Genomic DNA, 15,696 nt, shown 5'->3' on the forward strand with positions numbered 1-15,696 from the left:
GAGTTCGATTATAATCGAACTAATAAAATATCTAGTTAGATAGGAGTCGAACTTCAGATGACTTATTCAGTCGAACTGCGCTTTCATCCCATTTATGAACTGCTAAATAGCCTCCATGTCTATGTTCATGCCAGCTTTTATAAAAAAGTAGATCTCGGTGCTAAGTGGAGAAAAGCTACGATGAAAAAGCTCAGCAAAGAGCTTGCAGAGGCTTTAGAGTCTGAGCAAATCGAGCATTTAAGCTATTTAAACTATTTAAATGATTATCTGTTCAGTCTAAAACTAGGAAATGCACCGCTTGAACAATTGTTACAAGAGCTATCCAAGTTAGAAGAAAAGGAAGTGATTAATTATTTTCTCAATCAATTGCATGTATCGGAAGAAAAGCTAAAGCCACATATAGGAACCTTTCATCAAAGTCTTCATTTAGTAAAACGTTGGAACGAAGAATACTTCCAACAAATTGCCCCTAGTATTCTCCCATCTTTAGAAATGGATTTTAAGCAAAAAAGTCAATTATTAGGGAAGGAGGAACCAAGCGATATTATAGAAAAGGCAACAAATGGCCTTCTACTAAGGGGATTTTCAGAAGTAAAAAGGGTTATTTTGTATCCTGTCTACCATGCAAGTCCAATTATTACGTTCGCTCATTTACCACAAGTGCATTTCTATGGCTATCCTGTAGATCTAATCCCATCATCAGAGGAACCTTCACCAAGCTTAATGCGAAGGGGCGTGGCTTTAACAGACAAAAACCGTCTGCAGATCCTTCGTTATTTAGTCAACAATGAACGCAGTTTTACGGATATTGTTAAGTATATTGGCCTTGCAAAAAGTACTGTGCACCACCATTTAATTAGTCTACGGGCAGCTGGGCTAGTCCAAGTGATTGTAACTCCCCATTCTTCGGATCGTTTTCGATTAAGGGAAGAGGGCTTGGAGCATATTTTTCAGGACTACCATCGCTATATATTTTCAGACAGAAATGAATCATGAGGGGGAGGTTATGAATGAAGGAATTATTTCTAGATAGAAAATTCGTGTTCTTATGGTTAGCGCAAGCAGCTTCCGGATTAGGAAGTACATTTGCGACGTTTGCCATATCATGGCTAGTCTATGATATGACAGGCTCGAAGATGGCGATGGGGAGCATTTGGCTTACCTTCATGCTTCCGAATATTATCATTCAAATGTTTGCAGGTCCTTATTTGGATCGATGGGATCGGAAGAAGGTCATGATCTTTTCAGAGTGGTTCCGCGGAGCTGTGTTTCTTTTACCAGCCATATTATTACCGATGGGTGTATTAGAAGCTTGGCATTTATACGTTGTATCTATTGCGGTAGGGCTTGCCCAGCCTTTGTTCTATCCCGCAAGTATGGCGTATGTTGCGGATATTTTACCAAAAGATAAATTAACAAAAGGGAATTCGATTCTCGAAGGTACCGGACAATTAATGACCCTTTTAGGACCGACCTTAGGGGGAATCATGATTTCCGCATTTAGTGTTGAGCTCGTTCTCTTTATCTTGATTATTGCTTTAGGCGTATCGGGAATGTTATTGATGATGAATCCAAGCTCCAAAAAACAGCGGGTAGAACAGAAGGAAAGCTGGTTTATTCAGTTTAAGGAAGGTCTTCAGTTCTATCGCGTTTATCCCGTGTTATTTTGGGTTGGAATCATGATGATGATCATCAATTTTAGCTCTGGTGCTGCTCAGCCAATGTTCTTACCTTATATCACCGATGAGCTAGGTGGAACGGCCTTTCAGTATGGATTGTTTACATCTGCTTTTTCCCTTGGAATGGTAGGAGGTTCATTACTAACTGGACTTTTGAAAGAACCAAAGAATCGAAAAAGGGTCATGCTCGGGTCGTTATTTATAGATGGACTACTTTTCATTGGATTAGCTTGGACATCTTATTATTGGTTAGCCCTCGTTTTTTCCTTCGGTCAAGGCTTATTTGCGATTATTTTCAATATCAACAATACAACACTGTACCAGCGCAGAGTTCCTGAGCATTTACGTGGCAGAGTCTTTTCGGTAAGAATTTTGCTTGCCCAGGCGGGAATCCCATTTGGTGCAGCATTAGGAGGCATGTTTGCAGAAGCCTTTTCCATCCCACTATTGTTTGCTGTTCTGGGGATGATCATCATCTTTACAAACTTAATTTGCTGGAGACAACCTATTTTTGAGAAGCTTAATGATCACGTAGTGGAAGATCGAGGAGAACAGAAAGCGTCTTTGTAAATATTGCTAATAACTGTAAATCATCTTTTCTCCCCTCCTAACGAAAAATAAAGAAAAGTGTGTTTAGGAGGTAATGGAATCATGTTAAATAGGAAGGTTTGTATCAGTTTATTTTTCATCCTGTCACTCATGATCACCCCTGCTTCAGCTAGCTTAAGTAATTCTCCGATTCATTGGGGGTTTAAGAAGGGAAAAGATGAACAGCCTGCAGATGCGGGTGCAGAATTAGATGCGCTACTTGAAAAATATGATGCCTTTTATAAAGGCGATCCCGACAAAAAAGATATTTATTTAACCTTTGATAATGGTTATGAAAATGGTTATACAGCCCAATTCCTTGATGTCTTAAAAAAGGAAAAAGTACCTGCCACATTTTTTGTAACGGGTCACTATTTAGAAAGTCAGCCCGAACTGGTGAAGCGAATGGCTGATGAAGGTCACATTATCGGAAACCATTCTTATTATCACCCTGATTTAACTAGGGTAGATGATGAGAGGTTGAAAAGAGAACTTGAAAAAGTACGGGCAAAAACTGAAGAAATTACAGGGATTAAACATATGGTCTACTTGCGCCCACCACGAGGGATTATTAGTGAGAGAACAATGAAACTGGCTAAAGAACAAGGATATACACATGTGATGTGGTCACTAGCCTTTGTCGATTGGCATGTCAACAACCAAAAAGGATGGCGATATGCCTATGATAATATTATGAGACAAATCCATCCAGGTGCTGTCATCCTGCTTCATACCGTGTCAAAGGATAATGCGGATGCTTTGGAAAAGGCGATTAAGGATTTGAAGAAGAAAGGCTATACCTTCAAAAGCCTTGATGATTTAACAAAAAGTAAAGCGTTTGAGCATCCAGCGCTTTTTTAAGGCGGTAGGTTGTCGATAGTAATTTGTTCTTGACCGATATCTAGGCAGATTTGACCGATATATGTAATTAACGACCGATATACTTTATTTTTGACCGATATCTGTGAAGCAGAAGGATATCTATAGTAATGGAAGCCGCCTTCAATCATTTGAGGGTGGCTTTTTCGAGTTTTTGCCAAACAAATGCTATAATTTAAGCAATTTGTGTAGGTGGGATATTGTGTGAAGATTGCGGGACCGTATAATTTCGATTTAGTTTTGGACAGGCTTTCCCTCGACCCTTTGAACATCGTGGATTTGGGAAAAAGAAGTGTGAAGATACCCCTTATAATCGATAAGAAGCCAAAGGTGGTTGAGGTGGCAGCAGTGGGGACTACGGATGACCCAGAATTCTTAATTTCTGGTGCTGAAAGTGAAGTGGAGTTGGCAAGGCTAGCCCATATTTTACAATGGGATACGCCCTTGGCAAGGATTCATGAGCATTTTCAACAGACAGATCTGGCACCCATATTTTCCGAGCATCGTGGAACACCCCTTATTCTTGACTATGACCCATATGATTGTCTCTTAAAATGCATCATTCACCAGCAATTGAACCTAGCATTTGCCCGGACGTTAACCGAACGGTTTGTCAGAACCTTTGGAACGATGGTAGACGGAGTATATTTTTACCCGCAGCCTGAAGTGGTGGCAAAGCTTAAGGTAGAGGATCTAAGAGAGCTCCAATTTAGTGGGCGAAAAGCGGAGTATATAATCGGAGTTGCGCAGGCGATTGTGGAGGGTACTCTAGACATAGACAGCCTTTCTGAGAAAACAGATGATGAAATCATGAAGGAATTAACTAAGCTGCGTGGTGTGGGTCCTTGGACGGTGCAAAATGTGTTAATGTTTGGACTGGGGCGACCGAACCTTTTTCCGGCAGCGGATATTGGCCTGCAAAATGCCTTGAAAAAACGATATAATCTAGACCGCAAGCCAACGATTGAAGAAATGGAAGCCTATCAAAAGGAATGGGAACCATACTTAAGCTATGCCTCTTTGTATCTTTGGAGGAGCATTGAGTAGAACGAATGAATGGAGAGAACACAGCATGAAAAAGGAACAAGCAGTAAAAATCAAAGAGAAGCAAACCTTTCCGCTAACCATCAAGCGCCTTGGGATCAATGGGGAAGGTGTCGGTTATTTCAAAAAGCAGGTCGTGTTCGTTCCCGGCGCCCTTCCAGGTGAAGAGGTTGTGGTTGAAGCAGTGAAGGTTCACCCCAAATTTGCCGAGGGTCGAATCAAAAATATTCGAAAAGAGTCGCCATTCCGTGTCCAGCCCCCTTGTCCCCATTATGAGGAGTGTGGAGGCTGTCAGCTGCAGCATTTGCGCTATGACAAGCAGCTAAAGGAGAAAAGGGACATTGTTATTCAAGCGCTGGAAAGACATACAAAGCTGCCGACAGCCGAGCTTGATATTCGTGAAACCCTTGGAATGGAGGACCCTTGGAATTACCGCAACAAAAGTCAATTCCAGGTCGGGAGTCAGAATGGAAAGGTGCTTGCTGGCCTCTATGGCCTGAACTCTCACAAATTAATCCATATCGATCATTGTGCTGTCCAGCATCCAAAAACCACGAAAGCCACAGGCAAGGTCAGAAAGTTAATCGAAAAATTAAATATCCCTATCTATAATGAAAGAACGAAAAAAGGCATCGTCAGAACCATTGTGACAAGAGTTGGCATCCAAACGGGTGAACTGCAAATCGTCTTAATCACAACAAAGAAGGATTTCCCGCAAAAGGAACAGCTTATCCAAGAAATTAAAAAGCGGATGCCGGAAGTCAAATCCATCGTTCAAAACATTAATGGTGAAAAGACATCCTTAATCTTTGGTGATGAAACCTTTGCATTAGAGGGAAACGAGTATATTCAAGAAACCTTAGGAGATCTGCAGTTTGAATTATCGGCAAGGACCTTTTTCCAGCTGAATCCTGAGCAAACCGTGAAGCTCTATGATGAAGTGAAGCAAGCGGCAGGATTAACAGGAACAGAAAAAGTAGTTGATGCTTATTGCGGCGTCGGTACGATCGGACTATGGCTGGCGGATAAAGCGGGAGAAATTCGCGGCATGGATGTCATTCCCGAATCCATCGAAGACGCAAAGACAAATGCAGCACGACACGGAATCAAGCATGCCAAGTATGTTACGGGGAAAGCGGAAGTCGTCATGCCGAAGTGGGCGAAGGAAGGCTGGAGACCAGATGTTGTTATCGTTGATCCGCCAAGGACGGGACTTGACGGGCAACTATTGAAGACCATTTTGAATGTTAAGCCGAAGAAGGTTGTTTATGTATCATGTAATCCGTCGACGTTGGCTAAGGATATTGCGGTGTTAGCGGACAAGTATAAGGTGGAGTATTTGCAGCCGGTGGATATGTTTCCGCAGACGGCGCACGTCGAGTGTGTTGTCTTGATGTCAAGGGTTGAGGAATAAGCTCTATTCAAAGTATTGATAAATAAAGGGTTTCCAAGGTTGGAGGATTTTCTGCCCAATGTCTGGCAGTGCCTTTTAACCTTGAAAATCCTTATTTTTATTTATTGAGGAAACAGTTCAATCGCAAAAATTTGCGTAGGGTTGTGGAGACAGATTAGATAACTTCATAGGGTTGTGGAGATAGGTTAGATTAAACATTCCCTAATTTTGAAATGAAGGGTTATCCATATTTCTATATTATAGATATACATATATTAATATTTGAGTTGAAAAAGTAATTACATTTCAAGTATAAATAGTCATTTCAATAGACTGATTTTCTTGGTATAATAAAAAGAAAAAGCAGGTGTGGATATGGAAAGTGAAGATAAAATACAAAAACAGCCTATGGACTTTTATAATATGTCAGATTTTTTAAGAGGGCAATCCTCGAAATTAATAACTAAATTATCTGATGAGGATAGGACAGCTTTCGTTTTAAAAAATGGAAAGCCTATTGCTGTTCTACTGTCTAATGAACGCTATGAAAGGCTTTTGAAATCGGGTATTGATATAACAGAATATTAAAGATGAGCGAGGTAAAATGAATGGCCGTGAAAAAATCAGAACTATATTCCCTACTATGGGAAGCGTGTAATAAACTAAGAGGTGGCGTAGAGCCGTCAAGATACAAAGACTACGTACTTGTATTGTTGTTTTTTAAATACGTATCAGATAGATACAAGGGACAGCGATTTGCTGAGTTTACAGTAAGCGAAGGTGCATCATTTGATGACTTAATTGCTGCGAAGGGCAAGAGTGATGTCGGTGAACGAGTAGATAAGATTATCCAAAAGTTCCTAGAGGAAAACCGTCTTCAAGGTTCTCTTCCTGATGTTAGTTTTAATAACCCGGATGAATTGGGTTCTGGCAAGGAACTAGTTGATAAAGTTTCTGGACTTATTGCTATATTCCAAAATCCTGCTATTGACTTCAGAAGTAACAGAGCTAGTGGTGATGACATCATCGGAGATGCTTATGAGTACTTCATGATGAAATTTGCTCAAGAGTCTGGTAAGAGCAAGGGTCAATTTTATACACCTAGTGAGGTGTCACGTATCATTGCTAGACTTATTGGTATTGGTGATATTAGACAAGAAACAGGTAAAAAGTGGACACTTCATGATCCTGCAGCGGGCAGTGGTTCTTTATTAATTCGTGCAGCAGATGAAGCTCCTATGGATGAAAACGGTGACTCTATAGTTACAATATTTGGTCAGGAAAAATACCCTGATACTGCAGGTTTAGCAAAGATGAACTTTATCCTACATAACAAAGGTACAGGTGAAATTAAAAGTGGTAATACATTAGCAAACCCAGCATATACTGATGATTTTGGTGGGCTTAAGAAATTTGACTTTATTGTTATGAATCCACCTTTTTCTGATAAGGACTGGACAGATGGAATCAAACCATCAGAAGATAAATTTAAGAGATTTGATGGGTATGGCATTCCACCAGAAAAGAATGGTGACTATGCTTGGTTTTTACACGTCTTAAAGGCCTTAGATAGTAATGGTAAGGCAGGGATTATTCTGCCCCATGGTGTGCTATTTAGAGGGAATATAGAAGAGACCATTAGAAAAGCAGTTCTTGATAAGCGATACATAAAGGGCATAGTTGGTCTGCCTGCTAATTTATTTTACGGCACAGGTATTCCTGCTTGTATCATAATTATTGATAAAGAAAATGCCGATAATCGTGAAGGTATCTTTATGGTAGATGCAAGCCGTGGATTTAAGAAAGACGGTAACAAAAATCGCCTTCGTGAACAAGATATTGAGAAGATAGTACAAACATGCATAAATAAAGAAGAAATTATGGGATATTCTCGCTTTGTTACCTATAAAGAAATCTTAGAAGAAAACGATGGTAATTTGAATGTTCCTCGATATATCCAAAAGATTGACGATACATTGCCGCAAAATATTTCATCCCATCTAAAGGGTGGAATTCCGGAAGTTGATATTGATTCAATAGAAAAACTATGGAAAGTTTCACCAAAGTTAAAACAAGAGCTATTTACCCGTGTTGATGAAAAGCATAACGTCTATAACCTTGCTACGTCACCAAACGAGATAGAAACGGTTATCTCTGAGGACGAAAATATCAAGAGCCAAAAGGATACCGAGTGTGGTGAACTATTCGGGGCTTGGAGAAATGCAGTAAAAAATGTGCTATTAAATATCAATGTAGATACAAATCCAAAGGAGTTAATTCGTAACATTGGCCTTGAAATCTTGCATGATTTCGAATCGGCACAGCTTTTAGACAATTATGATGTGTACGATTTCTTGCTAAATTATTGGAATGAGAAAATGCAAGATGATGTGTATGTAATTAAGGCTAGTGGATATGAGGCTGGTCGTGAGATTGAATATGTATATGCTCAAAAGAAAGCAAAAGATGAAAGTGGAGAAGAAATAAAAGTTGACGATACCTCTAAAATGAAGTCGTTTGAAGGGGCGTTAATCTCAAGAGAGATTATCGAGAATGAGTATTTTGAAAAAGAGTTAATTGTTCTTAATAAGTTGAGAGAAAAATCAACATTGCTTGAATCTGAAATAGATGAAATGCGTGAAGAAGAATCTGGCGATGAAGGTTTGCTGGTAAATGCCCTAAATGAAAAAGGTGACAGCATTCCAAAGGCAAATCTTAATAAACGGATTAAGGAACTCGAAAGTAAAAAGACCTCACCTGTAATGAGCGATATTACAAAGTTGATTGAATTGTTAGATGAGGGCAATACAATTGAAATGGAGCAAATCGTTCAAGATAACAGTGAGCTAAAGGGCTACGAACTTAGAAATAAGAATGGGTCATTTGGTAAGGCCAAGCTAAAAGCCGCATTAAAAGAGGCAAACGAAAAAGCGGTTATGCCTGAAATTTATGCAGATGAATATAACGCTCTGCTTGCATATCAGGCTAAGGTTTCAGAAAAAGAAGAATCTGATAAGGCTATCAAAGAGGCACAAAAGACACTTGATGAACTAGTGCTTGCTAAATATGGCGAATTATCAATTGATGAAATTAAGCACTTGCTTTTTAATAAGAAATGGATGGCAAGACTTGAGGGTGATATTGTAGATGCAATTGATCAAGTATTAAATGAACTAGCATCAAAAGTGGTGTTAATCGCAAAACGCTATGAGCATACTCTAGGTGAGATTGAAGAAAAGACAGCTCAGTCAAAGATTAAGGTAAAGTCTGCTCTGGAAAGGATGGGGTACATATGGTAGCTTATCCTAGTGATTGGAGTGAAAGCATTCTTGATGATGTCATTAAAATAAAAAGGGGTGCATCCCCTCGTCCAATAGAGAGTTATTTAACTTTCAGTTCATCAGGAGTGAACTGGATTAAAATTGGCGATGCCCCACAAGATGGGAAATATATTATTTCTACGGCAGAGAAAATAACAAAAGATGGGGCTAAGCGTTCGGTACGGGTATGTCCAGGTGATTTTATTTTATCAAATTCAATGAGTTTTGGGAGACCCTACCTTTTAAAAATTGATGGGTGCATACATGACGGATGGTTAAGGCTATACGATTTTCAAAATGAAGTTGATAAGGACTTTCTTTATTATTTGCTTTCATCATCAAGTGTCAAGGGGCAATATGATTCTTTTGCTGCCGGAAGTGGAGTCCAAAATCTTAATAAAGAGGTTGTAAAAAAAGTACAAGTTCATTTACCCTTGCTCGCTGAACAACAAGCCATCGCCTCTGTTCTATCCGACTTCGATGAGCATATCAATAATCTAGCAAAGCTTATCGAAAAGAAAAAAGCTATCCGTGATGGTGCTTTGGAGGATTTGGTTAGTGGCAAAACTAGGGTTGATGGTTTTGAAAAGGAATGGGAAACTGTTTCTTTTAACCAAGTGATTAAACCAAAAGCAAGAATTGGATGGCAAGGTTTAAAAAAGGAAGAGTATTTAAGAAGTGGATACAGTTATTTAATTGGGGGCACTGATTTCCATAATGGAAAGGTCAATCTGGAGAACATATCATACGTATCAAAAGAACGATACGATATGGATTCAAATATTCAAGTCGAGTCAAATAATGTACTGGTAACAAAGGATGGAACGATTGGTAAGGTAGCACTGGTTCCTAAATTGGATAAACCAGCAACTCTGAATAGCGGAGTTTTTGTTTTCAGAACAACGTCTAGCCTTCTTCCAACGTTTCTCTATAGAGTTTTGTTGTCCTCAATTTTTAAAGAGTTTATTAATACATTGTCCGCAGGTTCTACAATAAAGCATCTATATCAAAAAGATTTAAGTAATTTTGAGTTTAGAATGCCACAGGATATCAGAGAACAACAAGCCATCGCCTCTGTCTTAACAGCTATGGATGAAGAAATCGAATCTCTCGAAATAGAAAAAGAGAAGATAATGGGAATTAGAGAAGGTGCAATGGATGACCTTTTAACAGGCCGTGTGCGTCTTAAATTATAGGGAGGTTAAGTTTATGTCTGTTGATTTAGAAAGAAAATTACAAAATAAGGTCCTCCACTGGTTAATAGATAAAGAAAAAGACGGTGGTTTAGGCTACACATATCTTGGCAACCTTGAAGATCAAGACAACACACCAGTTAAAGAGGACTTGCTAAAGAAGAATCTAGAAAAGCGCGGTTATACGAAAGACCAAATTTCAAAAGCAGTAAATGAACTTGTTACTAAGGCAAGTAATCAAGTGGATAGCTTATATCAAACCAATAAAGAGGTCTATTCCCTACTTCGTTACGGAAAGCAAGGTGTAAAGGACGATAATAAAAATCGTCAAACTGTGCATTATATCGACTGGGATAATGTAGAGAATAATGATTTTTATGTTGCTGAAGAAGTAAGTGTACTTTGTTTTAATCAGATAGAAAGAAAACGTCCTGATGTGGTGCTGTATATAAACGGCATCGCTCTAGGCGTATTTGAGTTAAAGCGTTCATGCGTTAGTATTGGCGAAGGTATTCGTCAAAATCTTACAAATCAAAAAAAAGAGTATATTCAGCCTTTTTTTAGTACCGTTCAATTAATTTTTGCAGGTAATGAGGCAGAGGGGCTTAAGTACGGTACTACCGAAACGGCTGAAAAGTATTTTCTTAAATGGAAAGAAGATATCAAAGCCACCGATGACCTTTCCGCAACTATCAAGGATATTCAATCTAAAGAAAAGAATAAGCTAAGAGATGCTATAGTCTCTCTTTGTCAAAAAGAACGTTTTTTATCGTTGATTTATGACTTCATTATCTTTGATGCTGGAGTGAAGAAGGTTACAAGACATAATCAATACTTTGCAAATATTGCTGCAAGGAAAAGGATTATTGAAAAAGAGGGAGGTATCATTTGGAATACACAAGGTTCCGGTAAGTCGTTGATAATGGTTTGGCTGGCTAAGTGGATTATTGAAAATTTGGCAGATAGCCGTGTAGTTATCATTACAGACCGTGATGAGCTTGATGACCAAATAGAGAGCCTATTTATTGATGTTAATGAGAAAGTTAAAAGAGCAAAGAGTTGCTCTGATTTAAGAGAAATACTAAATAAAAATGATGATTCTATCATATGCTCTTTAATTCATAAGTATGGACACAATGCAGGTAAACAATCCGATGTGGATCAGTATCGGAAAGAGTTATTAAAGGACTTACCTGCTGACTTTAAGGCAAAAGGAAACATTATTGCCTTTATTGACGAATGCCACCGTACAAACTCGGGGAAATTACACGAGGCTGTTAAAGTATTGATGCCTGAAGCAGTGCTTATAGGTTTTACAGGAACACCGCTACTTAAAAAGGACAAGAAAACCAGCCTTGAAACATTTGGATCGTATATTCACACTTATAAATTTGATGAGGGTGTGGAAGATGGCGTTGTTCTTGATTTGCGTTATGAGGCAAGAGATGTTGACCAAGATCTATCCAATAAGGAAAAGGTAGATTTGTGGTTTGATAATAAAACCTTTGGTCTTACTGAAAGAGCAAAGACAAATTTAAAACAGAGTTGGACTTCAATCAATAAACTATATAGTTCAAGACAAAGACTTGAGAAAATTGCAGGGGACATTATCTTTGATATGAATTTAAAACCGCGCCTTAAAAATGAACGTGGAACGGCTATGCTGGTTGCCAACAGTATATACGAGGCTTGTAGATATTGGGATATCTTTACTAGCAATGGCTTTAATAGGTGTGCTGTTGTCACCTCTTACGAACCTTCAGCCGCTAGTGTAAGAACTGCTACGAGCGACTTAAGTCAAGAGGGTGAGGAAGAATATAAGAAGTCTATTTATGAGCGGATGCTTAGAGGTAAAAAACTATCCGAGTTCGAAAAAGAAGTAAAAGAACAATTCAAAAAAGAACCCGCTAAAATGAAGTTACTTATTGTGGTGGACAAACTATTAACAGGTTTTGATGCACCAAGTGCCACTTATCTATATATTGATAAATCTATGCGTGATCATGACTTGTTCCAAGCAATCTGTCGAGTTAATAGACCGGATGGTGAGGATAAAGACTATGGTTACATTGTAGATTATATGGATTTGTTCCGTAATGTACAGTTGGCAGTTGCCGATTATACAACTGAGGCTTTCGATAACTTTGATAAAGAAGATGTTGAAGGACTTATTAAGAATCGTTATGATGAAGCCAAATCTGAAATGGTAGGTGCAATTGCATCACTTAAGGATTTGCTGGAAAATGTAAATGATCCGAAAGAGGATACTGATTATATTGAATATTTCTGTGGTGAAAATAGTGAGGATGATGAGAGAATAGGTCGTAGGGATATATTATACGCTCTTACTGCATCCCTGACTCGTTCCTTTGCAAATTGCTGTGATAAACTTGTGAGCAACTATGGTTATTCAGATAATCAAGTTAACCAGCTTAGAAGTGATATTTCTGGATATAACAAAATAAAAGAAATGATTAAACTTGCTAGTTGTGATTATATTGACTTGAAGCCGTATGAGGCGGATATGCGTTATATCTTGGACACCTACATTCGTGCCGAAGATTCTAAGGTTGTAAGCGAACTTGCCAATATGCCATTGGTTGAGTTGCTATTAAATAATACAACTACAACACCAATAGATGCATTAGTGAAAGAACTTCCAGGAAGCGATAATGCTAAAGCGGAGATAATTGAAAATAACTTGCAACATGAAATTGTTAAGAAGATGTCATCAAATAAAGTCTACTATGGTAAGCTATCGGAAATGCTCCAAATAGTTATTGATCAAAGACGAATTGAGGCTATGAGTTATGAGGAGTATCTGCGTCAAGTGGTAGAACTAGCACAAGCGATTTTACGTCCGGAAGAAAATTCTGATTATCCTGATGCTATTAAGAAAAGCGAAGCCAGAAGAGCTTTCTTTGATTACTTTGATAGAGATGAAAAACTGGCTATAAATAGTGACAATGCTATCCGTAATGCAATACGTCCTGATTGGAAGCGAAATTTCCAGAAACAACAAAATATAAGACTTGCTATATATCAAAATTTATTGGTATATGGTTATGACGAAGATGTAGCAACTGAAAAAACAAATGCCGTCTTCGAAATAGCTGAAAGACAGGGAGAATACGATGTGTAATGAAGTAATCATTGGCGGTATGCCAATAGAGATTATCAAAAAGCAAAATCTTAAAAATCTTTATATAAGGGTTAATCCCCCAGAAGGAAATGTAACCGTCAGCACTCCTAGTGATTATCCTGATGAAGAAATAAGGCTTTTTGTTTTAAAGAAAATGCCGGAGATTACAAAGGTGAGAGATAGGATGTTGTCACAACCACGTCAAACTGAACGTGAATATGTGTCTGGCGAATCACATTATTTATGGGGAAAGCCTTATCGGTTGCAGGTCGTTTATGAAGGAAACAAATACGAAATTACTAAACTACCAAATAAAATAATTTTAACTGCTCCCGAAAGATCAACCAAGGAATCTAGGGAGAGGGCTTTTAACGAATGGTACAGAGAAGAACTTAAACGAGTATTGAATGGTGTGGTTTCGAGGTGCGAGGCAAAGACAAACCTTTATGCTAATGAATACAAAATAAAAAACATGAGGACAAAATGGGGTACTTGTAACATTGATAAAAAAAGAATATGGATTAATTTGCAGCTTGCTAAAAAGCCGGTCGAATGTCTTGAGTATGTGGTTATACATGAACTAGTACACTTGATAGAAAAGAATCACACCCATAGATTTCATGCTCTTGTTGAGGAGTTCTACCCTACCTGGAAAGAGGCAAGAAAGCTATTAGCAGAGCTGCCTTTAGATTATATTGAAAAAGGGGAGTGGGTAGAGAATGAAGAGCAAAATAACATCGAGTGATATTTTTGATATTAATAAAAAATCGGGCGCATTGATACTTGGAAAGAATCGACTTGATGATTATGCAACTAAATTTCTAACAAAATATTGTAAGCAGGCATTGGTTGATCCAATGCCTCTTCCAGTTGAGGAGATTCTTCAGGATATGGGACTAACAGTACAAGAAGTTTCCTTATCTAGCAATTTAGATGTTTTTGGTTGTTGTTTGCTATTAGATGCACATATAGATGTTTATGACCAAGAAACAAGGCAATATACATCAACTGCTTTTAATGCTGGAACTGTATTGATTGATCCATTATCTGAAGCTGTATTTGGTGAAGGTTCGAGAAGAAACACACTAATCCATGAGGCACTGCATTGGGAAAAAGATAAAAGATATTTTGAAATCCTTGAGATAAAAAGTAAAAACGCATCTGAAAAGCTATACCCTATTTTATGCCGTCAATCTGAGACTTTCTATACTCCACCTGAGGGAAAGAACACAAAAGAAAATGAAGTAAGGTGGTTGGAATGGCAGGCACATAGATTAGCACCAAGGGTACTTATGCCAAAAAACAGCTTTAAAAAGAAGGCACTGGAGTTTATTCAACAATATAAAGAGGCTGGAGAAAATGTTATATTATCGTGTGACACTTTGATTGAAGATTTAAGTATCTTCTTTAAAACGTCACGGTTATCAGTAAAATATAGATTGATTGAGGTTGGTCTCAAAGATACAATTTCAAGGTTTTCAGATTATGAAGATGTCTATGAAGAAATCAATAGCAATAAAGATTTTGTCAAATTAACCCCAGTAGAAGCATTAAAGATTGTTGACACAGATTCAGTGCTTAAAGGGTGGATAAGCGATGGACGATTTGTTTATGCTGACGGGTACTTTGTTCTCGCTGACATCCAGTATGTAAAACAAAAAGATGGAGTACTTCATTTAACTGCTAAAGCAAAGAAAAATCTTGCAAAATGTGTTATTAATATTCGTGAGCAAAAGTTTACTACATATGAAAATGCCGATAAGGATTTTCTTGGTTATGCGGTACTTAGAAAAGTAGAAGGAATTGACAATAGACTTCTTACATTCCATCCAAAGTATCAGTCTTCTTTAATGTGTGAACCAGAAGAGGCTTACCAAGCATTTTATAAACAGTTAGCTTCTTATGATGAACAAGAAGAAATTGAACTTATGAAGATGATAGGAGACCCAACTAAATCACTGTGTGAGTGTTTATGGTTTTTGATGGAGAATAGAAAATGGAACTATCCTAAGCAATTTAACGAAGAGACAGGGCTGCACATAAACTATCATGGTAAAATTAAGAAAAATAACTATAACAACATGACTACTAATGTTTTGATGGCGATTTGTGTAGCCATGAGATTAAGTTCGAGAATAACACAAAAGTTATTTGATAAATCAAATAACAAATTAAATTATTATTCTGATCCTGATAAAACCTATATTCGTATAATGGATACTATGCCAGGACTGTCGCTTGACGATTTCAATGGAGTCTTAGGGCAGTTTGGAATACCTGAACTAGGTAGTGAAATAAAAATTTAAAAGTTCGTTAACTCGTTGAGTTGGTTTTGAACCCCGAAAGGGGTTCTTTTTTTTTGCTTAAAATTGAAAAACCCCCATTTATAAGGAAACAAAAGCCAACTCGATGAGTTGGTCGCTGAATTTTGAAATCCTTTATGTTTATAAGTGTAAGG

The 15,696-nt window shown here is 38.0% G+C and carries 11 protein-coding genes; all 11 read left to right on the top strand.

Translation table 11 applies throughout. The annotated features are described in order from the left end of the window. The first annotated feature begins 57 nt into the window (after positions 1-57). Positions 58-996, top strand: a complete 939-nt coding sequence (locus tag J2S07_RS09200; protein WP_307150136.1) for an ArsR/SmtB family transcription factor — start codon at positions 58-60, stop codon at positions 994-996. Positions 997-1,010: 14 nt separating this feature from the next. Then, the gene (locus tag J2S07_RS09205) at positions 1,011-2,249 is read left to right on the top strand and encodes an MFS transporter (protein ID WP_307150137.1); all 1,239 of its coding nucleotides are present in this window, start codon (positions 1,011-1,013) and stop codon (positions 2,247-2,249) included. A gap of 81 nt (positions 2,250-2,330) precedes the next feature. Then, a complete protein-coding gene (gene pdaA, locus J2S07_RS09210; RefSeq protein ID WP_307150138.1) occupies positions 2,331-3,128 on the top strand; it encodes a delta-lactam-biosynthetic de-N-acetylase in 798 nt (265 codons plus the stop codon). 222 nt (positions 3,129-3,350) lie between these two features. Beyond that, positions 3,351-4,193, top strand: coding sequence for a DNA-3-methyladenine glycosylase family protein (locus tag J2S07_RS09215; protein ID WP_307150139.1), 843 nt, complete (start codon positions 3,351-3,353; stop codon positions 4,191-4,193). A 25-nt stretch (positions 4,194-4,218) separates the two neighbouring features. Beyond that, entirely contained in the window at positions 4,219-5,604 is a 1,386-nt protein-coding gene (rlmD, locus tag J2S07_RS09220) for a 23S rRNA (uracil(1939)-C(5))-methyltransferase RlmD (RefSeq protein ID WP_307150173.1), read from the top strand. A gap of 354 nt (positions 5,605-5,958) precedes the next feature. Beyond that, positions 5,959-6,171, top strand: coding sequence for a type II toxin-antitoxin system Phd/YefM family antitoxin (locus J2S07_RS09225; protein ID WP_061129961.1), 213 nt, complete (start codon positions 5,959-5,961; stop codon positions 6,169-6,171). Positions 6,172-6,191: 20 nt separating this feature from the next. After that, positions 6,192-8,882 carry an N-6 DNA methylase gene (locus J2S07_RS09230; RefSeq protein ID WP_144515349.1) on the top strand — a complete coding sequence of 897 codons (2,691 nt, stop codon included), beginning with the start codon at positions 6,192-6,194 and terminating at the stop codon, positions 8,880-8,882. Further along, entirely contained in the window at positions 8,876-10,099 is a 1,224-nt protein-coding gene (locus J2S07_RS09235) for a restriction endonuclease subunit S (RefSeq protein WP_144515348.1), read from the top strand. Before J2S07_RS09230 ends, J2S07_RS09235 begins: the two co-directional genes overlap by 7 nt. 13 nt (positions 10,100-10,112) lie before the next feature. Next, the gene (locus J2S07_RS09240; protein ID WP_307150140.1) at positions 10,113-13,238 is read left to right on the top strand and encodes a type I restriction endonuclease subunit R; all 3,126 of its coding nucleotides are present in this window, start codon (positions 10,113-10,115) and stop codon (positions 13,236-13,238) included. After that, on the top strand, positions 13,231-13,983 hold the full coding sequence (locus tag J2S07_RS09245; protein WP_061129964.1) for a M48 family metallopeptidase: 753 nt from the start codon (positions 13,231-13,233) through the stop codon (positions 13,981-13,983). The genes J2S07_RS09240 and J2S07_RS09245 overlap by 8 nt, the downstream gene beginning before the upstream one ends. Continuing rightward, the gene (locus J2S07_RS09250; RefSeq protein ID WP_061129965.1) at positions 13,958-15,544 is read left to right on the top strand and encodes an ImmA/IrrE family metallo-endopeptidase; all 1,587 of its coding nucleotides are present in this window, start codon (positions 13,958-13,960) and stop codon (positions 15,542-15,544) included. Before J2S07_RS09245 ends, J2S07_RS09250 begins: the two co-directional genes overlap by 26 nt. Positions 15,545-15,696 lie beyond the last annotated feature (152 nt).

The organism is Anoxybacillus andreesenii (assembly GCF_030813005.1).
Classification (GTDB): Bacteria; Bacillota; Bacilli; order Bacillales; family Cytobacillaceae; genus Robertmurraya; species Robertmurraya andreesenii.

Excerpts from the sequence above, each read along its gene's own strand:
- J2S07_RS09250 (WP_061129965.1), top strand. The coding sequence starts at position 13,958 with ATGAAGAGCAAAATAACATCGAGTGATATTTTTGATATTAATAAAAAA.
- J2S07_RS09235 (WP_144515348.1), top strand. The coding sequence starts at position 8,876 with ATGGTAGCTTATCCTAGTGATTGGAGTGAAAGCATTCTTGATGATGTC.
- J2S07_RS09245 (WP_061129964.1), top strand. The coding sequence starts at position 13,231 with ATGTGTAATGAAGTAATCATTGGCGGTATGCCAATAGAGATTATCAAA.
- rlmD (WP_307150173.1), top strand. The coding sequence starts at position 4,219 with ATGAAAAAGGAACAAGCAGTAAAAATCAAAGAGAAGCAAACCTTTCCG.
- J2S07_RS09230 (WP_144515349.1), top strand. The coding sequence starts at position 6,192 with ATGGCCGTGAAAAAATCAGAACTATATTCCCTACTATGGGAAGCGTGT.
- J2S07_RS09240 (WP_307150140.1), top strand. The coding sequence starts at position 10,113 with ATGTCTGTTGATTTAGAAAGAAAATTACAAAATAAGGTCCTCCACTGG.
- J2S07_RS09225 (WP_061129961.1), top strand. The coding sequence starts at position 5,959 with ATGGAAAGTGAAGATAAAATACAAAAACAGCCTATGGACTTTTATAAT.
- pdaA (WP_307150138.1), top strand. The coding sequence starts at position 2,331 with ATGTTAAATAGGAAGGTTTGTATCAGTTTATTTTTCATCCTGTCACTC.
- J2S07_RS09205 (WP_307150137.1), top strand. The coding sequence starts at position 1,011 with ATGAAGGAATTATTTCTAGATAGAAAATTCGTGTTCTTATGGTTAGCG.
- J2S07_RS09200 (WP_307150136.1), top strand. The coding sequence starts at position 58 with ATGACTTATTCAGTCGAACTGCGCTTTCATCCCATTTATGAACTGCTA.